20 protein-coding genes and 1 pseudogene are annotated in these 20,895 nt (G+C 61.3%); 3 read left to right on the plus strand and 18 right to left on the minus strand.

Features of this window, described 5'->3' with window-relative positions; all coding sequences use genetic code 11:
• Nucleotides 1-607 precede the first annotated feature (607 nt).
• The 9 genes and pseudogenes from CMV14_RS16515 to CMV14_RS16550 all read right to left on the minus strand — a co-directional run bounded on the left by CMV14_RS16515 (nucleotide 608) and on the right by CMV14_RS16550 (nucleotide 10,092).
• A complete protein-coding gene (locus CMV14_RS16515) occupies nucleotides 608-1,945 on the minus strand; it encodes a dicarboxylate/amino acid:cation symporter (protein WP_066965120.1) in 1,338 nt (445 codons plus the stop codon).
• Nucleotides 1,946-1,986: 41 nt separating this feature from the next.
• Nucleotides 1,987-3,249: an MFS transporter gene (locus CMV14_RS16520; protein ID WP_066965118.1), complete on the minus strand. Its 1,263-nt coding sequence runs from the start codon at nucleotides 3,247-3,249 to the stop codon at nucleotides 1,987-1,989.
• Nucleotides 3,239-3,661, minus strand: coding sequence for a cupin domain-containing protein (locus CMV14_RS16525; protein WP_141396745.1), 423 nt, complete (start codon nucleotides 3,659-3,661; stop codon nucleotides 3,239-3,241). The genes CMV14_RS16520 and CMV14_RS16525 overlap by 11 nt, the downstream gene beginning before the upstream one ends.
• Before the next feature lie 117 nt (nucleotides 3,662-3,778).
• On the minus strand, nucleotides 3,779-4,438 hold the full coding sequence (locus CMV14_RS16530) for a peroxiredoxin-like family protein (protein ID WP_066965113.1): 660 nt from the start codon (nucleotides 4,436-4,438) through the stop codon (nucleotides 3,779-3,781).
• A gap of 204 nt (nucleotides 4,439-4,642) precedes the next feature.
• A complete protein-coding gene (locus CMV14_RS16535) occupies nucleotides 4,643-6,991 on the minus strand; it encodes a TonB-dependent receptor (RefSeq protein WP_083215925.1) in 2,349 nt (782 codons plus the stop codon).
• Between the two features lie 55 nt (nucleotides 6,992-7,046).
• Nucleotides 7,047-7,556, minus strand: a complete 510-nt coding sequence (locus tag CMV14_RS27720; RefSeq protein ID WP_096367775.1) for an SMP-30/gluconolactonase/LRE family protein — start codon at nucleotides 7,554-7,556, stop codon at nucleotides 7,047-7,049.
• A gap of 128 nt (nucleotides 7,557-7,684) precedes the next feature.
• A pseudogene (locus tag CMV14_RS27725) lies at nucleotides 7,685-8,167 on the minus strand (hypothetical protein); the annotation flags it as partial.
• Between the two features lie 55 nt (nucleotides 8,168-8,222).
• Nucleotides 8,223-8,702 (minus strand): cupin domain-containing protein, encoded by a 480-nt coding sequence (locus CMV14_RS16545; RefSeq protein WP_066965092.1) that lies wholly within the window; start codon nucleotides 8,700-8,702, stop codon nucleotides 8,223-8,225.
• A 76-nt stretch (nucleotides 8,703-8,778) separates the two neighbouring features.
• Entirely contained in the window at nucleotides 8,779-10,092 is a 1,314-nt protein-coding gene (locus CMV14_RS16550; RefSeq protein ID WP_066965089.1) for an amidohydrolase family protein, read from the minus strand.
• Between the two features lie 143 nt (nucleotides 10,093-10,235).
• Here CMV14_RS16550 and CMV14_RS26515 point away from each other — a divergent pair, with 143 nt between their 5' ends.
• Nucleotides 10,236-10,493 (plus strand): hypothetical protein, encoded by a 258-nt coding sequence (locus CMV14_RS26515; protein WP_139114726.1) that lies wholly within the window; start codon nucleotides 10,236-10,238, stop codon nucleotides 10,491-10,493.
• A gap of 3 nt (nucleotides 10,494-10,496) precedes the next feature.
• On the opposite strand, the gene CMV14_RS16555 is transcribed toward CMV14_RS26515, so the two are convergent.
• On the minus strand, nucleotides 10,497-10,955 hold the full coding sequence (locus CMV14_RS16555; RefSeq protein ID WP_066965085.1) for a cupin domain-containing protein: 459 nt from the start codon (nucleotides 10,953-10,955) through the stop codon (nucleotides 10,497-10,499).
• Between the two features lie 50 nt (nucleotides 10,956-11,005).
• Nucleotides 11,006-11,629 carry a TetR/AcrR family transcriptional regulator gene (locus tag CMV14_RS16560; protein WP_066965082.1) on the minus strand — a complete coding sequence of 208 codons (624 nt, stop codon included), beginning with the start codon at nucleotides 11,627-11,629 and terminating at the stop codon, nucleotides 11,006-11,008.
• 216 nt (nucleotides 11,630-11,845) lie between these two features.
• Between CMV14_RS16560 and CMV14_RS26850 the strand changes: the two genes are divergently transcribed.
• Complete coding sequence (locus CMV14_RS26850) at nucleotides 11,846-11,995, plus strand: hypothetical protein (protein WP_176489080.1); 150 nt, start codon at nucleotides 11,846-11,848, stop codon at nucleotides 11,993-11,995.
• 37 nt (nucleotides 11,996-12,032) lie between these two features.
• Here the strand turns inward: CMV14_RS26850 and CMV14_RS16565 are convergent, their stop codons facing one another.
• Both CMV14_RS16565 and CMV14_RS16570 read right to left on the minus strand, forming a co-directional pair.
• Entirely contained in the window at nucleotides 12,033-12,689 is a 657-nt protein-coding gene (locus CMV14_RS16565; RefSeq protein ID WP_066965079.1) for a TetR/AcrR family transcriptional regulator, read from the minus strand.
• A 160-nt stretch (nucleotides 12,690-12,849) separates the two neighbouring features.
• Nucleotides 12,850-12,978 (minus strand): cation:dicarboxylate symporter family transporter, encoded by a 129-nt coding sequence (locus CMV14_RS16570; protein ID WP_238147069.1) that lies wholly within the window; start codon nucleotides 12,976-12,978, stop codon nucleotides 12,850-12,852.
• Between the two features lie 118 nt (nucleotides 12,979-13,096).
• Between CMV14_RS16570 and CMV14_RS16575 the strand changes: the two genes are divergently transcribed.
• Nucleotides 13,097-13,857 (plus strand): IS5 family transposase gene (locus CMV14_RS16575; RefSeq protein WP_096367834.1). Its coding sequence is split into 2 segments (ribosomal slippage): nucleotides 13,097-13,421 and nucleotides 13,421-13,857, totalling 762 coding nucleotides; the frame shifts between segments, so codons are not numbered across the junction.
• A gap of 370 nt (nucleotides 13,858-14,227) precedes the next feature.
• On the opposite strand, the gene CMV14_RS16580 is transcribed toward CMV14_RS16575, so the two are convergent.
• From CMV14_RS16580 to CMV14_RS16600, 5 genes are all read right to left on the minus strand, one after another.
• Nucleotides 14,228-15,271 (minus strand): copper resistance protein B, encoded by a 1,044-nt coding sequence (locus CMV14_RS16580; protein ID WP_083216136.1) that lies wholly within the window; start codon nucleotides 15,269-15,271, stop codon nucleotides 14,228-14,230.
• Complete coding sequence (locus CMV14_RS16585; RefSeq protein WP_066969469.1) at nucleotides 15,268-17,025, minus strand: copper resistance system multicopper oxidase; 1,758 nt, start codon at nucleotides 17,023-17,025, stop codon at nucleotides 15,268-15,270. Before CMV14_RS16585 ends, CMV14_RS16580 begins: the two co-directional genes overlap by 4 nt.
• A gap of 468 nt (nucleotides 17,026-17,493) precedes the next feature.
• The gene (locus CMV14_RS16590) at nucleotides 17,494-18,705 is read right to left on the minus strand and encodes a cytochrome P450 (RefSeq protein ID WP_066969471.1); all 1,212 of its coding nucleotides are present in this window, start codon (nucleotides 18,703-18,705) and stop codon (nucleotides 17,494-17,496) included.
• 92 nt (nucleotides 18,706-18,797) lie between these two features.
• Nucleotides 18,798-19,679 carry a beta-keto acid cleavage family enzyme gene (locus tag CMV14_RS16595; protein WP_066969473.1) on the minus strand — a complete coding sequence of 294 codons (882 nt, stop codon included), beginning with the start codon at nucleotides 19,677-19,679 and terminating at the stop codon, nucleotides 18,798-18,800.
• A gap of 9 nt (nucleotides 19,680-19,688) precedes the next feature.
• The gene (locus CMV14_RS16600; protein WP_066969475.1) at nucleotides 19,689-20,816 is read right to left on the minus strand and encodes a Gfo/Idh/MocA family protein; all 1,128 of its coding nucleotides are present in this window, start codon (nucleotides 20,814-20,816) and stop codon (nucleotides 19,689-19,691) included.
• Between the last annotated feature and the right edge of the window lie 79 nt (nucleotides 20,817-20,895).

Genomic DNA, 20,895 nt, shown 5'->3' on the forward strand with positions numbered 1-20,895 from the left:
CTAGCGGCACGCCGTACGTTCTATGATGGCCTGTCGGCCAAGATCACAATTCCTACATAAGTGAGGTCGAGCGCGACGAAGCATTCGATGACCAGCGCATGCGCAGTGCCAGCATCCACTTGCATTATATCGTCGGGCGCATCCAGGAATATGCGGATCGTCTGTAAGAGATGACCGTGCGCCGGCAACAAGCGGCCACTGCGACAGTGGTTGGATCGGAGGCCCGCGCGACATTTGAATCATGGCGGAGCGGGACAGCTGGCAGCCAAAAATATCGGCGAAGGGACTCGAACCTCATGGCCAAAAAATCTTAGGGCATCGAAGAGGGTATCGGCTCGCGGCATCCAAAATATGACTGTATTTCAACTCACTATAGCAGTTTTCGAGTCCTCTCTTGGCACCAACATCGCGGCAAACGATCGAACCGAGCCATTGGCAGAGGGACTGTCTTAGCATTTTCAGGCTCAGGCAGAGATAGCCGACGAGCTGATTCCGGTCGGGATGCCTCTGGTTCAGATGTTACGTCGGATCGCCGCAAATGGCCGCACCAACTGCTCAACAATCCGCGCCGGCTTTGGCGATGTTACCTTGTCGACGGCCCCCGGATTTACCGCTCGCCCGAAGGTACCGGCGCTAGCAGAGGGTCCGCGGATGGTGGTGCGAAGTCGGCGCTCGCGTCGCTTTCCCCGCGTGAGATCACCACGGCCGCAACGAGATCTCCTGTCACGTTGAGCGCCGTGCGGCACATGTCCAGAAAGCGGTCGACACCCAGGACGAGGCCGACACCCTCCGCAGGCACCCCGACCATGCCGAGGACCAGCGCTACCACAGGCAATGACCCTCCAGGCACACCCACCGCCCCAATCCCGCCCAGCGTGCAAACCAACAATACGACGAACTGCTGGAAAAGCCCGAGCTCGACTCCGAAGAACTGCGCCAGGAATAGGACAGTCACGCCTTCAAAGATCGCGGTTCCATTCTGATTGGCCGTCGATCCAATGGTGAGTACAAAGCGCGCGACACGCGGCGGAAGCAGCAGTTTGTGCTCGGCGACGCGGATCGAGGTCGGCAGGGTGGCATTCGACGATGCGGTCGAGAAGGCCATCACCATCGCTTCCTGGCTCTGACGGAAAAAATGGAGCGGCGACATTTTGCCCAAGGCCCGCACCATGAGCGGGTAGACCAGGAACATGTGGACTGAGAGCGCCAGCAGCACGACGCCAACATAGGCGCCGAGCCGCTCGAGCAATGCCCAGCCGAACAAAGCCGCCAGGTTGAACATGAAGCAGGCGACAGCAATGGGGGCCAGCCGGATCACCAGCCCGATCAGCCGCATCGTCACCTCGAACATGCCCTGTATAACGGTGCCAAGCTGATCTGATGCTGGGCTCTGTACCAGGACGATGCCGATGCCGAAGAACAGGGCGAAGAACATCACCGCCAATATATCGTTCGCGGCCGCAGCAGCGATTATGTTGGACGGCACGATCCCGACCAGCGCGGCCATTCCGTCCGGCCTGTCGCGCACGCCTGTCAAAATCGACTGCGCGCCATCCCTGGCATTGGCAAGCAGCGCTTGAGCCAGCGCCGGATCGCCCCCTTCGCCCGGGCGGAATAGGTTGACCACGGCAAGCGCGATCAGCACGGCAATGCAAGAGATGCTGATGGTGAATAGCAGCGTCTTCAGGCCGATACGCCTCAACGAACCAAGATCGCCCATCTCGGCGATGCCCATCACCAGTGCCGAGAAGAGCAGCGGTATCACCAGCATGAACAACAAGCGCAGGAATATCTGCCCGATCGGTTGGGTAATATAGATCGTCACCGTCCTCAGCCATGCCGCATCGGCGGCGGTGGCGTGGACGATAAGCCCGGCGGTCAGGCCGACCGCGAAGGCCACCAGCATCTTGCTCTGGAGAGAATAGCCCAACTTGCCGCCGCTCATGCTTATTACCCGCTTCTGCCGTCGGTCGCCAATGCCGCGCCTCACGACCGCTCGAACTCGTTTTCGAAATATTTCGGATATGGTCCCATCAGCAGCAACAGCAGTCCGCCGCCGGCGACGAGTGCAACCGATCCGATCTGCAGTATCAGCGAGTAGGTGCCGCTTTTATCGAAAGCATAGCCGTACAGGACCGTTCCCAGTCCGCCACCGATAATCGATACGGCGAAGAAGCCGCCGTAGAGAGTGCCGAACTGACGCTGACCGAAATAGCGGCTGACCAGATATGCGATCAGATCGAGTTCGAAGCCTGTCCCAAAGCCGATAGCCGCTACCCCCACCCACGCTTCCCATTCGCTTACCACCGGACGTGCCAGCAAAAGGCCTCCGGCGGCAGGCAGCAGGAAGATCATCATGCCGCAGAGCGGCGCCCATAATCGATCGAGCAACCATCCCCCCATCAGGCGGCCGGCCATGAGGGCGCCACCGAACATCGCTGCGATCCGCGCCACGGTAGGAAGATCAAACTTCAGCGACCGCAACATATTTTCCAGATTGGGCAGCGGCGCGGTCAAGGCGAAGGACAGGAGCAGGATCGCTACGATCATCACGCTGAACTGTCGGGTGGATGCCGCTTGCCGAACCGTCAGCCCGGGTCGCGAAACAATCGCAGGAGCCGTGATTGCGGGGTCCGCAGCCATGGTCGGGGAGGCTTCGCGAAACAGCAGGGCGACCAGCGGCACGCCGATGACGATGGGAATTGCGCCGATCGCCAAAAACGCTGTTTGCCAGCCAAAGGATTGCAGCAGCCAGGCGGTAAGGGGCTTGATGATCACGCCGGTTAGCCCCGGCCCCGCGCTGGCGATGCCGAGCGCCAGTCCGCGGTTGCGGTCGAACCAGCCGGTGACGCCATGGGCCCACGTGACCGTCAGCGTGCCAAGGCCTGCGATCGTCATCACCACCCATTGCAGGTAGAAGATCCAGATCGAGCCGGGGGTGAAAGCAAGGCTCGCATAGCAGATACCGAATAGCGCCAGCGAGACGAGGCCTACGGGCCGCGCGCCGTATCGGTCCACCAGCACTCCGGCCGCGGGGGCCGTCACGCCAAGGATGGCCGATTGGATCGCCACCACCGACATAAGCGAGACGAAGCTCCAACCGAACGCATCCGACAGGATCGGCGCGAACATGCCGATCGTGTATATCGGTATGGGGCCGACGCTTACGGAGATGCCAAGCGTCGCCCCTGCGGCGACCAGCCAGCCCCGCCTCGAATCTTTCCCTTCGGCCTGCACGTCAGCGGCCATCCCCCTGCCCCTCGATCTTCGCGACCGCTTGCTGCATGCGCTCTTCCCACGCCGTCATGAGACGATCATGGAAGGTCACATCTCTTCGGGGGCCAGTGGTGAATTCAATGATCCGCGCGCCGTCAGGCCCGACCACAAAGGCATAAGGTTCGTTCTTACGGGTCAAAAAGCCCTCGCCGGGGCCAATCTCCCGATTGCCCATCAGAAGCGATCCACGTTCGACATAGTAGACGCAGTCATCGGAATGGCTGTGGAGGGGCGTGCTGAGTCCCGCCGCCCATTCGAAAATGCCGATGTGCATGCCGGTGTCTTCGAAGTCGAACGACGCCGTCTTCATATGGCGCGCCACCAGCGCGCTGCCGCGCCTCAGGCTGTCCCGCTCTTCGTCGGTCTTGAAGCCGGTGATCGTCACATTCTCGACCTTCGCACCCTTCGCCTCGTCAGGGAGGTCATCGAGGTTTCTGGCGGAGAAGAACTCGCGCTTCCTGCGTGCTGGCGACATAATGGTCTCCTTCGCATCCTGTCGGGATCAGCTGTGAGTTGGTGACGCCGTCCTGACCGCTGCAAGCGCCACAGCCGGTTCGAGCCGGGTCGAAAAATCGCTATCGACATGGGCGAGCAGAATCGTCCCGTCACTGTCCACCACGTAGACGGCGGGGATGGGAAGGACCCATTCAGCACCGGAATTGATCGCGGGAAGATCGGTACCGGATCGCTCGTGAACCTGTATGACGTCTGCGGGAAGCTCGAAGCTGATACCCAATGCTTTGGCAAAGCCATTGCCGGGATCGGTCAGCACCGGAAATTTCAGCTGGTTTTTTTCGGCGGTCGAAAGCGAAGCGTCGGGATTTTGCGGGCTTACCGCGATCAACTGGGCGCCGGCTGCTTCGATCTCACCGAGTATGTTCTGGTACGCCCTGAGCTCCAGGTTGCACAGCGGACACCATCCCCCTCGATAGAAATTGATGATCATTGGCCCCTTTCGGCCGAGTTCGGCGATGCTTACTGGCTCGCCGAACGGATCGATAAGCGTCGCATCGGGCAGGGTGTCGCCGGCTTTCAGGGCGTTGTTCCCTATTCCGGCGGCCTCAAGGTCCCCGATCAGCTTGCGCATGACGGCGACCGCTTCAGCTGGCCCACCGGCCACAAGCCCCTCGATCAGCTCGGTTAGCATTTGACCCAATGACATAGAGTGTCCTTTCGGCGCAGGCGCCTTGGAGCGATCTCCAAGCGGACTGAAACATCCGCCAACTCGGAAATCACGTTAAAACAATGACCTAGGGCGACAGATCGGATGCAATTGGATCGTAGATCGCTCTAGCGCCCAGATTAATTCGCCCTCTTTCGGCCGCCCCGTCGGGGCGGTCGAGGATGGCAGAAACCGGTGTTCGGATCAGAAGGATACGCCGATTTTGGCGCCCCAGAGACGAGGCTCGCCGGTCTGCGCAATCAAAGATCCCGCCGAAAAGGTAGTCTCGTTCAAATTGGCGAAGTAATCCTTGGAGAACGCGTTGGTCACGAACAGCTGTGCGTTGTATTTCCGGTCCTCGGATTCCCACATGACGCGGAAATTAACGAGGCCGTAGGATGGCACATCCACGATGGGATCGTTGTTCAACACGAAATTCTGCTTCGCTTGGGCGCGTGCTTCGGCCTGGAGCGTGAACACGCCCATTCCGTCGACCGGGATATGATGCGCCAGCGTAGCGCTCATATTCCATTTCGGCGTCTGGGGGAGCGGTAGCCCTTCCAGCGGGATGACACCCAGCCGAGGACTGCTCAGGATCAAGGGCGTATCCGTGATCTTGGTGTGCAGCAGGCCACCCGACAGGGAGAAATCCCATCGGCGGCTCGGCGCATAACTCAGTTCGAGTTCCGCGCCATAAATTTCGGCTGTTCCGACGTTCAGGAAACGGCTGGTGGAGATGGGCACGCCGGTGCTCAGGTCCGCGACGCTCAGCAGTTCCTGCTTGCCGTCGAAAATATAATAGAAGGCCGAGGCGTTGAGCGTCAGCCTACGATCAAGGAAACGGTTTTTGCTGCCGATCTCAAACGCATCCACATGTTCCTGCCCCACCGGGCCGGTCAACGCGGCGTTGGCAGCGAGGGCGGCGGGCGATGGGTTGGAATAGAAGGTGCTGTAGGAGACGCTCTTCGCGCCGCGAGAATAGCTGGCGTAGATGCTGTTATCGCTCGTCGGCTCCCAGGTCAGGCTCAACCGGCCCGTTATATCCTTTGTGACCGGATCCGGGTCGCCGACCCGAGCCAGCACGTTCTGCGTCGGCAAAACGTTGAGCAGCGTGGCGTTGGCTATCTTGAGTTCGCGGTTCTCGACGGTGTAGCGCGCGCCGGCCGAGAGCGTGAACCGATCCGCGAATTCCCAGTCGGCCTGACCGAACACTGCACCGGACTTCGTGTCAACGCGGGCAACGGATTGAATGCGTTGAAGGGTCGCACCGGCATTGTTCCGCACGTTGATGAAGTTGTCGTTCGTCTTTCGGTCCTGATAATAGAAAAGCCCGACCACCCAGTTCAAACTGTTGGTCTCGCCCTGAATGCGCAGTTCATCGCTGAATTGCCGGGTACGATTGTTAAGCTGCACATAGACATTGCTACCGGCACGAGCACTGGGCGACGTCGATTGATCACCGTCAATTCCGATCCGGGACCGGAATTTCGAATAATTAGCGATGTTGATCAGTGACGCCGCGCCCAGCTCCGTTTCGAACTTCGCGGTAACCGACGTCAGGCCCTGAACGATCGCCAGTTCGTCGCGCGACAATTCGGTGATCGCATCCCCGGAATGGAATTTGCCTTGTGGGGGCTGGCCGCTCAGCACGACGGCGTCGACACATTTGCTACCGAAGATTTCCGAGCGGGAGCAGAGCGCCTTCGTAGCATCGCGCCATACGCCGAAACCGAAATTGGGCGTGGATTCCGAGTCTGTTTCCGATTTGGTTATCTGCAGGCGCAGCTTGGAAGTATCGCCCAGGTCGAAATCGGTGGTGCTGCGGATGCTCCAGACCTTCTTCGCCGCCAGCTTCTTCCGGATGCCGGGGATGGTGGCGAGATTCCTGTGATGGCCATCATGCCGTTCGAACTGGCCGGCGAGCCGTGTCCGAACATGATCGCCAAGCGGGCCGCTCACGGCAGCGTTGAGCGCGACCCAGTCGTCTGATCCATATAGCGCGCTGGCCTTGCCGGTGAACTCTGATGTGGGGACAGCGGACACGAACTGGACGAGGCCACCCGTCGTGTTCCGGCCGAACAGCGTGCCTTGTGGGCCGCGCAACACCTCGACCCGCTCCACATCGAAAATCTGGCCTGCAAGGCTCGTCTCGTCGCCCAGATATACATCGTCGACATAGACGGCGATCGAGCTTTCATTGAGGCGGCCGTTGGAGGCCACTCCGCGAATCCCGCGAATGGTCAGATCGGGCGTGGCATTGCTGCCGCGCGCATAGGTGATGTTGAAGTTTGGTGTCTGCTGCGCGACCGAGGTGAAGGTGGAAAGGTTGAGATTTTCAACCTGCTTCGCGTTGACCACGCTGACAGCGATAGGCACGTCGATGATCGCCTGCTCGCGCCGCTGGGCCGTCACCACGATTTCGCTGGTTTCCTGGCCGTAGGCCGCGCTGGCGCCTGGAATACAGGGCATGATAATTGCCGAATGGGCCAGCAATGTCGCCAGCGCCTTCCGCAAGAGGCTATTTGAACCAGCCTTTGGACAATTCGCGATCATAGGATTCCCCCCTTCCTGTGCGTCATTTGCAACGAGAAATCGCCGGTCGATCCCGTCAGATTGGCCGTTTTACGGGCGAGCAGATCAGGGTTCGGCCGAAGCCCGAAACGAAGAAACGATAAGATCCGCCGGATCGCTCGAACGGCACTCCGACTGTGGCGCCGGCCATCCGTTTGCCGTCGTCGATCCAGAACCGGCTCACCGGCTTCGCAGACTTGGGATCGATCCTCACGATCTGGGATGGCACCGGATTTTGGAAGGCACCGGTCTGAAGGTCGACCCGGCGTGATACCGCTTCCAGCACGAAGGTCATGAATTGTGGAAATGCCGCCACGAACACTTCGCCATCCGGCGATACACTGATGTTGTCAGGCGAGCCCGGCAGGTCATAATATCGCTCGAGCTTCAGCGCGCCGGAGCGGATATCGCGGCGATACTCGGCGACATTGTTCGCTGTCGTCTGGGCGACGTAGATCCGGCTGCCATCGGGCGACTGATAGATCCCATTCCCATGGGTGATCGGCTCTGCGACCGTGCGAAACTTCCGCCCATCGAAATAGACGATGCTGCCGGTGGCATTGCCCCCAGAAAGCGGAGCGCGCCGATGGGGTTCTTGTAGCGGGAGCCGCCCAGATGGGTCGAATTGACCACGTAAAACTGCCGCGAACCCACCGCCTGGATGTCGTTGGCGTCATATAAAAGCTCATCCCGGATATTTTCCTCCAGCGAGAGCTTCCCTTCCGGCGAAATGCCGAAGATCGTTATCTGATCATGACCTCCGCCATGATTGACGGCGAATAGTTTCCGCGGTCCTTTTTCTGGCGCATAGAGCGATATGCCGTGTCCGCGGAATGCTGTCGGTACGGGCATGTCGGGCGGGAGCAGTTTGACGGCCTCGCCGCCCCGGTCGATGTCATATCGCCTGAGGTCGCCGATGAGACCCCCAGATGAGATGAACGCCTGACGGTGCTTCCAGTCGACCGCTATGTCCTCACCGCCCTGCGTCCCGGGTACCGGAGCACATTCGAAGCCCCGGTCGGAAACGACGGTGTCGAAATGATTGTAGTGGTTGAGCAAGGACCAGGTCCAACCCCCGGCAATCACGAGGACCACGATCAATCCGGCCAGAATATATTTTGTCATTCTCCGCATCGATGGTGCTCCGCATGCCGCCATAACTCGCTCGGATGTGGCCGCCCGGTTCCGTCAGGAAGGATGCGACCGAAAGACTTCATTCGGCGAGAACGGCCGCCTGTTTGCGCGCATGTTCCGCCATCTTCCTCGCTCCCTCGGGGGTCCAGACGTCATACTCCACCAGTTCTCCCGTATCGGTGGGGATCAAGGCTGTGTGCGAACCATGATGGGTCGAGAATATCTCGAACGTCGTGCACCCTTCCGGCCCGGCTACACCCGGTCCGTAAACAACGCCGGGTTCCGAGATCATCACCGATCCTGGCCTGAGGACCCGCCCTTCCACGGTCAGGCTACCCTTGACGATGATCTCGAAGCGATGGCAGTCGTGGGCATGGCGAGGGAGCACGAAGCCGGGCTCCATACGCAGGCAGGTTACCGCTGGAGCATTGTCCTCGCGGCGGCCGAGCTCGAAGTAGGACACCCCCACTTCGCCATCACCCGCTTGGTCGAGGATTGCCCGGAACTCGTTGGGGATGCGGCCCCAGAAGTCGGCGTCGTCCACGGACAGAAACGGCATTGCTTTTCTCCTTGAGCATCGCGGATGTAGGCGCGCCGGGCAGATGCCCGCCGGGCGCTCCCCCGATCCACATCGGCTATGGCTGGGGAGCGATGTTCGCTCGCACGACCGATCCGCCCTTCATGACGAATTTGATGCGCTCCAGCTCGGTTATGTCGGCAAGAGGATCGTTCGCCGTCGCAACCAGATCGGCGTAGCGCCCCGGCTGGATCGTCCCGATATCTTCCGCAGCGCCGATCGCTTCAGCGGCCGAAGCCGTGGCGGTCTGGATCGCTTCCATCGGGGTGAGGCCGCTGCGTACGAGAAGCGCGAACCCCTGCGCATTCTGGCCATGCGGGACGACGCCGGCGTCGGTGCCGAAGGCGATCTTCACGCCGGCCTTGTGAGCCCGGCCCAGATTTTCCAGAAGCGGATCGATGGACAGAAGCTTGCTGGCGGCCGACGCACTGAACATCTCCGGTCGCGATCGAGCCACGTCGGCCTTGAACTTGGCAACCAGCGGCGTCGGTACGAACCAGGCCCCTTTCGCCTTCATCTCGTTGTAGTCGGCGGCATCCGCGAAGGTGCCATGTTCGATCGTGTCGACTCCCAACGCAGCGGCTCGTCCGATCGCACCGCGCGCCTGCACATGCGCGGCGACCTTCATGCCCAAAACATGAGCGGTATCCACCACAGCCTGAATTTCGGCGTCGCTCATCAATTGCGCGTGCGGATTGTCACCCTCGGTCGTCGTGCCTCCCGAGATGGTGATCTTGATAACGTCCGCCCCACCCTTGTGATGCTGGCGCACCGACTTCACAGCCTCGTCGGGGCCGTCGATTACCGCGTCGCGCCATTCGGCCTTCGATACCTGGGCATCGAAGCCGTTGCTGAGATCGCTATGCCCTCCCGTAGGACCAAGCGGCGTGCCCGAAATCCACATCCGGGGACCGGTTATGCCGCCGGATTTCACCGCGTTTTTAAGTGCCGCCATGGCCGGTGTGTAGCCCGCCACGTCCCGGACCGAAGTGAAGCCCGCCATCAACGTCCTACGGCCGCTTTCCACCGCCGTCAGCAACTCATCATAGCTGGATCGTTTGACGATCTGCAGCTGCGGCGGCAGCTTCACCGTGAACAAATCGAAGGACAGATGCACATGGCAGTCGATCAAGCCTGGCAGCACTGTTAGCCGCGAAAGGTCGACCACCTCGGCGCCCACTGGCGTAGTGAACCCCGGGGTTACCGAGATAATGCGATCGTCCCGGATCAATATCGTCATATTCGAACGCGGCGCTTTCGACACTCCGTCGATCAGACGTCCGGCGTGAACCGCAATATCCTTTGCCCAAAGCTGTGCGGGTGCGGCAAGCAGCAGCCCCATGATCAGGCCAGATCGGATGAGCTTACGCATCTTTCCCCCTCTCGGTTTTACACAGCTGTGTGATAACGACTCATGCCTTACACAGATGTGTAGTATTGTCAAACGCGGTATGATCGACGCGCCTTCTCAGCGCGCGCTGGGTTCAGGCGGCAGGGCTTTCAAAGCGGATCGGATTGGCTATCGACGTGATGGCGCCCCTGTGGGCGATGAAAAGCAGACGGCCGGCCTTATCGCCGCCGCCGGTTCATGCCGGAACGGCTGAAGATGATGTTGAAGCTCGTCTGCTCGCGGCGCTGAGCCGTTACGACGATTTCGTCAGGCGCTTGAGCGAGGCTGCGCCGGCGAACAGAATTGAAGGAACAACAATCGCAAAGCCCGCCAAAGCCGACAGCGCCTTTCGGGGCCAGCCACAGTTGGAGCTGGCCTCATAAGACTCATGAATCATTCAGGAATCTGGCGCTTACGCCCTTCTCCTCGCAATATTGCAAATACCTGTTTATAACTGCAGGACCGTCCACCACGCCGATAACCTGCAACGTTTCCGGATCGACGAACTCGGCCACCAGATCGCCGAAGAAAACCACCTCGGTTTCCTCAGGGCCGTTAAGGAACTGATGGACCACTCCAGGTGTCTCGAAAATGTAGGTGCCCGGTCTATAAAGATATTGATGGTCATGCCCCCAGGCGCCTCTCAACGTGAAGCCGCCAGTTCCTTTATTGATGGGATGCTTATGAAGCCCTGAGACACATCCAGGCTGGGCGCGAAGCTGCGTAACGTAAAAGTCATCTTTTACCCGCGCATGGAGGATGCGGATCTCCATGCCGGGAGCCGCAGGAATGTAAGGAATCTCCTCACTGTGGACATGGAGCGTTTTCTCCAGCTCCTTCATCATATCCAGCACGATCTTTTCCTCCTCCTGGCTTTATGGGAGATGCGGCTCTGTTACTTTGATTGAACCATCAACGCGGCGTGCATCATATTGAGTGCATCAACGAAAATCTCTTCTGCTTCGCCGAGGCCGCAGCGGAGATGGTCAATGAGGTGAAGCGCCGAATAGATCATATCGCTAACGATAAACAATCTATCGATCTTCGCCTGGCCGCTGCGCGTCGGGAGCGCCTTTCGCAGAAGCTCTCCGATCTCGGACGAAACAGGATAATCCTGCGCCAAGTTGAGACGAATATCTGCTCGATCGGCGCGCAAAAGGCTGGCTAGAAACGCTGCGTAGGAGCGCTCTCCTGCATCATTGGTTTGTTCGAGAAGCGGGCGATTAAGGCAGTCGAGCAAGTCCATGAGACCCACAGATCCTCGCTTTTGTGCCATTTCAAATAGTTCAGCACGACGTCGCTCGATCGCCGGCCCACGATATCTTATAATCTCCTCGACGAGGGCGTCCTTGGTGCCAAAATAATAGGTAACGATATTCGTATTGCTTGATCCGATCGTCGCACCGATTTGTCGAGTGCCCACGCTTTCTATTCCGAACCTGCCGAAAAGTGCCTCAGCCGTTTCGAGCAGCGCAACCCGCGTGGCCTCCCCTTGCAGGTTTGACCGCCGACGGCTCATATGAGCACGTCGCCCGCAAGAGCCCGATCCACGGCGCCACAGCCCACGAAACACTGAACTTCGTCACGACCGGACTTCGTAAAATATCGCATATGTCCAATCATTTTGACAAATTAACGCACTCGCCTTAATTGTCAAGTCCGCTTTTGCGCTTGGCCATCATCGATCCAGAACCGGCTCACCGGCTTGGCCGAGCCCCATAAGTCGGCGTCGTTTATGGATACGGCAGCCGTTCATGATGAACTTGATGCGCTCAAGTTCGGTGATGTCGGTGAGGGGATCGTTGCTCGTTGCGAATATATCGGCGTAGCGTTCCAGCTGGAGGGAGCCGATATCTTCGGGAGCTCCAATCAGTTCAGCCGATGAACTTGTCCCTGCCCTGCTGGCGAAGCATTTTCCCGCCTTAGGACGACAAGGCAAATATCTGGGCCCATTCCTGGCTGAATTGAATCAGCGCCTCATCGGCCCCGCCCGTAGCGACCGGTTGGCTGAACAGGGGCCCACTGCCCGCCCACTCGCGGCCGGCGCATAGTGCCACCATGGCGCCGACCATCATATGATAACGGTAAGCGATCCTGTCGGCTGGGATGCTCGGCGTCGATCGAGCGATTTCAGCGCAGAACCGGAGGTGGCTGTCGAGGAATTCCCCATGCATATATCTGGAGAAACCTTCATCCGGTTCGGCCATCGCTTCGCCGACAACCCGTAGGTAAATTTTGACGGTTTTCGCCAGCGGATGGTTTTCAAGCAGGAACGGCTCAGCGTAAATGCGGATCGTCTCGGCGGTCGGAATCAGGCCGCCGTGTCGCGCGAGCGATTTTTCCAGCGCCGCCAGACGCCAGGCGCAAATCTTCTGCGCGGCGGTGGACACCACCTCGCGAAGTAATGTCTCCTTGGGACCAAAATAATAGCCGAGCATGGCCGAATTCACATTGGCCGCGGTAGCGATCGCGCGAACGGACGACGGTCTCAGACCACGTTCTGCGCAATGCTTCTCGGCAGCCTTAAGTATCGCGGCCCGGGCCAGATCGCCCGCCTCAGGTTTCTTGCGCTTAGCCATCACACCTACTTGCAGAAAGCGCGGCGCTTCTCAAACGGCTGTCCCGTCCGGCGCCGGAGGGCCTCTAAGCAGCCGAGCCCCCGCTCTGTCAAGGATTTGGGAAAGCCTGGGCGCGCTTACGACTCTTGTGCAGGTACTGCTCATGGCTCGCCGCGCAAGATCACCACTGCGGCCGCGGGATCTCCCGTACATTGAGCGCTGTGCGGCACATGTCGAGAAACCGGTCCACGCCGAGCACAAGCCCAATCCCCTCGGGCGGCGCCGCGACGATTCCCAGGATCAGCGCCACAACCGGCGGGGCTCGGGCCGGGACGCACGCGCCCCCGATTCACGCTAGGCTGTAGTGACATTTTAGGGATTTACGCCGACGAAGGTTTCTGATTCAACGCTGGCTTTTGGAGGCTGGTGTGGAAGGCGAGGTTCTTCGAGACGATCAATGGGACCGTCTGCGAGAGTTCGTGCCGGGTGGTCGCAAGGGACGGAGAGGCCCACGCAGCGACGGCCGTCGCTTTCTAAATGCCCTTTTGTGGCTGGCGCGTTCAGGCGGTCGCTGGCGCGATCTTCCAGAGAGGTTCGGCCCCTACCAGACCGCCAAGCGGCGCTATTATCGTTGGGTCGAGCAGGGGGTGATCGACCGGATATTCGAAGCCGTGTCGGATGATCCCGATATTGAATGGCTGGCAATCGATGCGACGGTGATCCGCGCTCAAGCCCAAGCGGCTGGGGCAAGGGTAAAAAGGGGGGCGCTCAAGCCCAGGCTCTTGGGCGATCCAGAGGCGGGTTTGGCACCAAAATCCACGCCGTAGTCGATGCCCTTGGCTTGCCGATCCGCTTCATCCTCGGCCCTGGACAGCAAAACGACATGGCACCGGCCTGCGATCTGATCCGAGGCATTCCAGCTGAAAGAGTGCTGGCGGATCGTGCCTACGACGCCGACAGCTTGCATGACCTCATCTACGAGCAAGGCGGCGAGCCGATCATTCCGCCTCGCCGCCATCGCAAATATCAGCACCACTATGATCGCATTGCCTACAAGCAGCGCTGGGGCATCGAGGGCTTCTTCGCAAAGCTCAAGCAGTGGCGGCGCATCGCCACACGCTACGACAAAATTGCCAGAAACTTCCTCGGCTTCGTTAAACTCGCCAGCATCATGCTGTGGCTCAAATGATTAAATCGTCACCACAGCCTAGAACGTAAACCAGCAGAACCATGAACTGCTGGAAAAGTCCAAGCTCGACGCCGCAGAACTGTGCGAGAAAATTATGCTCACGCCTTCGAAGATCGCTGTCCCGTGCTGGTTGTGGATGTGAGCCGCTCCGCATGGCCACACTCGGTTTCCGATCGCGTTCTGCGAACACCAAGCGCCTTATTGCTTGTCTGAACGATACGATCCGAGGCGAACAATTCAACGCCACTTGCTGGCGAAATTCGGCCGTCCGGACGTTAAGCCATGGAGGTCGAAGGAGACCCCGTTCCATGTCACCGGCGGACACCCCGGCACTCCGCCAGAGTGTCCGCCAGCGAACCATATCGTCCGATCAGAACCAGGCGCGCAGACCGATGACGAAAGCCAGGCTATCGGCCTTCTCACCATCCGCCCGCCTGCTATCGGCAGTCTTGCCGAAGGCACGCTCATATTCGAGCCCCAGATAGGGCGCGAATTCGGGTACGACCTCGTAGCGCAGCCGCAATCCCGCCTCGATCGTGGACAGCCCCGCACTGATGCCGACCGACGGCACGTTCTGCGCCGACAGCTCGATCTCGGCACTCGGCTGAAGGATCAGCCGGTTGGTGATCCGCTGATCATATTCGGCCTCCAGCCGCGCGGTCAGGTCACCGCGGTCGGACAGGAAGGCTGCGACATCGACCTCGAACCAATAAGGCGCGAGGCCCTGAACCCCCATAGCCAGATGCGCCCGGTCGGGCCTGGGCCGGAAATCATAGCGCAGGCCGGTCTGCAGGTTGAACCAAGGGCCGATCGCCCGGCTCCACAAGGCCTGGACCTCGGCCGACTCGATCGCGCCACCGAAGCCGCCCTCGCCCTCCGTCTTGACCCAGAGGCGGTCGTAATCCCCGCCATACCAGCCTTCGCCTTCCCAGGCATATCCGTCACGGCCGTCCACCGAACGGTGTTCGAGCCGGTCGATCAACAGCTTGCTGCCGCGGAAGGCGCCATGTTCGGTGTAGACGGCCTTGCGAACCGGAGCCATCACATCCGCTCCCCATACCCCATCGGCGGCATATTCGGGACCGCTCGACGCCGCGGCAGACGGCCCGGCCGAAGGTGGCGCCGGCGGCGTGGGGACGGCGCCTGACGAAGATGGGGCGGTGGGTTCACAATGGCCCATCGCGGCATGTTCTGGCGGGCAGGACGGATCAACGGCGGGCCGCACCGGCGCGGCGGCTGCGGGCGCAGGCTTGCAATGGCCCATCGCCGCATGTTCGGGCGTACAACTCGGCGCGGCGTCCGACGCCGGCATCGCATGGCCCATATGGCCCGTGTGCCCCGTATGATCGGCATGCTGGGCAGCGGCAGGCGTGGCGGCGGCGAGCAGGCTCGCCGCGAAGAGGGTGCGGATCATGCCGCGCCTCCATCGTCGAGCGGTCGCACCTTCACGACGTTCATCATCCCGGCGTGCATGTGATACAGCAGATGGCAGTGGAAGGCCCAATCGCCCGGTGCGTCAGCCGTCAGGTCGAAACTCGCCTTGCCCCCCGGCATCACGTTCACCGTATGCTTGACCGGATGGCCGTGCGCCTGGCCGGTCACCAGTTCGAAGAAATGCCCATGGATGTGGATCGGATGGTTCATCATCGAATTGTTGATGAGGTTCACCCGCACCCGTTCATTGCGCTCGAAGCGGATCGGCTCGGCACCTTCGTTCATCTTCCGGCCGTCGAGCGACCACATGAACCGCTCCATATTGCCGGTGAGGTGGATATCGACGCTTCGCGCGGGCGGACGCGTATCGTGAAATGGCACCAGCGGCGCCAGATCATGATAGGTCAGCACGCGATGCGGCTCTTTCTCGAGCCCGAGCGGCCGATCCCCGGTACGATCGACCGGCATCGGCGCGATCATATCGACGCCCACGCCGACATCGACGCTGGCCGGGACCGATGCCTTGTCGCGCATGCTGTGCTGCATTGCCGCCGCGGGCTGGCCCGGCGTGCAGTGGCCCATGGCGGCATGTTCAGGTGCGCAGGTTCCGCCGCCGCCCATATCCATGCCGCCCATGCCCATGTCGCGCATCGACAAGGTCGGACGCGGGCGCAGCGCAGGCACCGGCGCGACCATCCCCAGCCGGGGAGCCAGCGTCGCCCGCGCCATCCCGGAGCGGTCGATCGTCTCGGCGATCAGCGCAAAGGCCTGGTCGGCAGTGGGCGTGACGATCACGTCATAGGTCTCGGCGACCGATATCTGGAACTCGTCGGTCTCGACCGGACGGACATGCTGCCCGTCGGCCTGGACGACCGTCATCGGCAAGCCGGGGATGCGGATGTTGAAGATCGTCATGGCCGACGCGTTGATGAAGCGCAGCCGCACGCGTTCGCCGGGCCGGAACAGCCCGGTCCAGTTCTCCGCCGGGCCATGGCCGTTGATCAGGAAGCTGTAGGTCGATCCGTTGACATCGGCGATATCGGCCGGATCCATCCGCATCCTGCCCCAGTTCGCCCGCTCGGCCGCGGTCATGGTACCGTCGAGCAGGGTTTGCTTCTGCCGGTTGAAATAGCCGCCCTTCTGCTTGAGCTTCACCATCACCTGATGCGGGTGCAGGAAGGTCCAGTCCGACAGGACGATCACATGCTCGCGATCATAAGGCGCCGGCTCGGCACCCGCCGGATCGATGACCAGCGGGCCATAATGGCCGATCTGCTCCTGCAGCCCCGAATGCGAATGATACCAATATGTACCCGACTGCTTGACGGGGAACTCATAGGTAAAGGTCGTACCCGGCTTGATGCCCGGGAAGCTGATGCCCGGCACGCCGTCCATATGGAAAGGCAGGATCAGCCCGTGCCAGTGGATCGATGTGTCCTCATCAAGGGCATTCTCGACATGCAACCGGACATTCTGTCCCTCGCGCAGACGGATCAGGGGCGCGGGCAGCACGCCATTGATCGTGATCGCATGGCCGGCACGCCCGCCGACCTTGAACATGTCATGGGCGATCCGCAGCCGGATATCCTGTCCGGTGAGTGTGGGCAGCTCTGCGCGCAGGCCGTGCGATCCGCTATGCGCCCAGGCGGGAAATATCGACTGGACGCCGAGGCCCAGCAGCCCGGCGGCGCCGGCGCGCAGCACGCCGCGTCGCCTCATCGTCATATGGGTCATGAATCTATCCTGTAATATCGGCACAGGCCGTTGGCGAGCGCCATCGGCTCACCCTTGTTCGATCATCGAGAACCGCGGAGCGGCCCAGTTCACGCCGATCGAATCAACGCGGAGGCGGCGTGTCGAAATCCAGGACGGTGCGTGGCAGCGAAGATATGCTTGCGGTGGGCGCCAGCGCCGGACGGGCGATGAAAGGAACGGACAAGCAGGCGATATCCACTCGACCGCGGAACAATTGCCGGTGCAACGTGCGGATTTCGCGAGCTCGCGCTGCTCTGCCCCGCCTGGCGCGCCGTGACAGGAAGTTGCTGCGGCGGGTTGATGCGCATAGGCCGGCATCATGACGATCGGCGCGGCGACCAGCCCACACCCTGCTCGCGGTATTGGCAGGAAAGTGAGGCTTCCCGTGGGCAGAATGGCATCGCTCGGCGACCGTGCTGACCGGTCGGCGGCGTCGGATCTTCGAGATCACCAGACAAGATCGAGATTGTCGATTCCCATGGTCTGGCTCTTGCGCACCACCGCCACATAGCCAGGCGCGGTGCGGAACGCGGGAATCGCGGCCAGCCACTCCTCCAGGCAGACCCGCAGCTCCAGCCGTGCAAGATGGATACCCGCGCAGGCATGCGGGCCTGTGTTGAAAGCGAAATGCCCGCGCGCGTCGCGATCGAAATCGACCTTCATCGGATCGGGCCATTGCCCCGGGTCGTTGCTCGCCGAGGGTAGCGCACCCAGCACATGATCGCCCTTGCGCAGCTGCACGCCGCCGAGCACCACATCCTCCATCACCCGCCGCCCGGTCAGAACGAAGGAAAAGCGCCGCAGCATCTCCTCGATAGCCTGCGGGATCTTCGCCGGATCATCGCGGAGCTGTTGCTGATGCGCCGGATTTTCTGCAAGGAACCGGGTGATGAAGGTCAGCGCGTTGGTGACGGTGTCGAGCCCTGCGGTGAACAGCAGGTTACAGATGTCGAGCACCATCTGCCGCGACAGCCGCTTTCCGTCTACCTCGGCGTTCAGCAGGAAGCTGATCGGGTCATCGCCCGGATGAATCGCGCGTTCGTCGGCGAGCGTGCCCTGATAGGCGTAGAGCTCCTCCATCACCTTGCCCCGGTCACCCGCGGAATAATGACCGATGATGACATGGACCCAGTTGATGATCTCCCGCCGCCGCGAGAAATCCATGTTCATGATCGCCATCCAGATGCCGACCGGCAGGCGCGACGAGAATTGCTCCACATATTCGCAGGCCGAGCCCTGGGCGACGATGTCGCGGATCAGCTCGCGCGCATAATCGCGGATGGTGCTTTCCATGCGGCGTACCACCGATGGCGCCAGGAATTTGTTGAGCAGTGCCCGGATCTTGCGATGGTCGGGATCGTCCATATCAAGTGGCGGAAAGGGCACGGCCAGCTCAGGCGGCGGCGCTGGGACGGCGATGCCAGTGCTGGAGAATATCTTCGGCGACAGCATCATCTCGCGCACGACATCGTGGCCGGTGGCGATCCAGTGGCCACCGTTGCGGCGGGTATAGAAAAGCGGCGGCGCGGCACCGTGCAGGCCAATATAGCCGTCGTGCAGATCATGATCGAGCGTCGGGTCCCGATGCAGATCGAAGTCATGGATCAGCTCGGGCGGCACATGCTCGGGCACATCCATCGTCTCGATCACCTGCGTCACGAAATCCTCCCCGTTCCTGTCTTGTCGAACAGGCGAAGCATAGGTCCGGGCCGGAAAGCGCCCAACGGCAAAGGCTTTTGCTTTTTAGCCTTCTATCGGCATTGCGTGCCCAGCCCGAGCATGCGGCGCGCCTCGGCAGTCGAGGCGACAGGCCGGCCGGCGATCTCCGCCAGTTGACACACCCGGCCGACCAGATCGGCATTGGTTGGCGCACCAAAGCGACTCTGTTCGCAATCGCCGAGACCGATGGCGATATGCCCTCCCATCAGCATTATGGTGCCGGCGAGCGGCAGCAGATCGCCGCCCGTGCAGAATACCGACCAGCCCTCCCCCGGCGGCAGGGCCGCCACCAGGGCCTGCAGCGCGGCGATGCCCGGCGCGGCGGCGATTGGCAGCACAGCGCCGCTGAACACAAGCTCCCAATGGATCGCCCTGGGCAACAGGCCCATGTCGCGATAGCGCAGGCCGGTGCGGATCGCACCGATGTCGGGGCAGGCGAGGGTGAAGGGCACACCCAGCGCGTTGGCATGGGCGATCACGTCCATCACATGGCCGCGCGTGTTGGCGTAGATCGCGTCGGTGGTCTTGAACCGGGCGCTCGCATTGTCCCAATAATCGGCGTTGGCCGTGAAATTGTCGATCGGGACTATGTCGACATAGGAACGATCGGCGGCCACCATCGCATCGATATGCGCCATCCGCGCGGCAGCACTGTCGCGGTTGAAGCCGAGCGTCGGCTTCAGGATGATGTCCGAGCTTTCGCGGATCGCGCCGGCTACCGCGATGAAAGACTGGATGTCGTCGACCGGCCTGTTGCTGACGGGATCGCGCGCATGCCAATGATAGACGCTCGCCCCCGCTGCCGCGCAGGCGCGCATGTCCGCGACGATCTCGTCAGGCGTGATCGGTACATTCGGTGCGAGCGCGCGCGGCATGCCCTCATTGCCGCGTATCTCGATGATCAGCGGCGTCATTGGTCCGCCTCAGATCTGAACGAAGGGCTGGCGCTCACCGCTGGCGGCGGCGCGCTCGATCGTCGCGAGCTGCTCGTGCCGTAGCACGCCGTGATCGAAATCGAGAGGGCCGGGCCGGTCTTCGAACAGCGCCCGGGCGAAATCCTGATACATCTGTGCGACATTGAGCGGCTGGGTGTCCGGCGTATCGTCCGGCGCCGTGCGATAGCGCGCCGGAATGGCTAGCGGCTCGAAGGACCCGCCGAGCCGATCGGTGCCGTAGATCAGATAATCGTTGGGCACGCCCGGATGCCGCTCGCTGGGATCGAGATCGCCATCGGTGGTGATGATGATCGCGCCCTTCGATCCGCTGATCTCCAGATGGAAGGGCTTATAGGTCGGCGAATTCTGCTTCATCACGACCGATGCGACCGCGCCATTTTCCAGCCGCCCCTGCACCAGGATATGGTCGCGGTGCGTCATCGGTACCACCGCGCCGGTGTCGATGCGGATCTCCTTCATGCCGATCTCCATATAGGCTTGGAGATCGGCGAACTCGCCGACATAGGCAGCGAGCGTGTCGAGCGCGTGGCCGCCCATGATCCTGAGGCCCGCATTGGCATGTTCGAGGAAATCGACATAGGCTTGGCTGACCGACATGCGCGCGGTCTGGTCGTTGGCACGATCGAAGTTGACCGACCAGAGCGTGCCGACATAGCCTTGCCCGATCAGGTCGCGCACGAAGGCAACAATCGGCGCGCAGCGGTTCTGCAGCCCGACCAGCGAGCGCACGCCCCGCGCCTTCGCGGCGTCCCGCATCTCGACCGCCTGCTGCATGCTGGTGCCGAACGGCCATTCGCAGAAGACATGCTTACCCGCCGCGATCGCCGGCATCACGAACTCATGATGATGCGCCGAGCTGGTGCTGACGATGATCATGTCGAGATCGGGCTGGGCCAGCATCTGGTGATAGTCGCCATAGGCGCGCGGGATGCCATGTTTGGCGGCCGCAGCATCGGCATTCTCCTGGTTGCGCGAGGCGACCGCGACCAGCTCATATTCAGGCAACGAGCGGAGCGCCGGGATATGTGCCGCGCTGGCCCAGGCAAACGGATTGGCGCTGGCACCCAAAATGCCCAGCCTGATCATCCTGCCCATCCCGCTCTCCTCTCCTCGACTGATGCCGCGAGCTTAGGCCGCGGCCACCAATAGGCCAGCGTTCCGGCGATAGAGATTG

It is taken from the genome of Rhizorhabdus dicambivorans (assembly GCF_002355275.1).
In the GTDB taxonomy this organism is placed as follows: Bacteria; Pseudomonadota; Alphaproteobacteria; order Sphingomonadales; family Sphingomonadaceae; genus Rhizorhabdus; species Rhizorhabdus dicambivorans.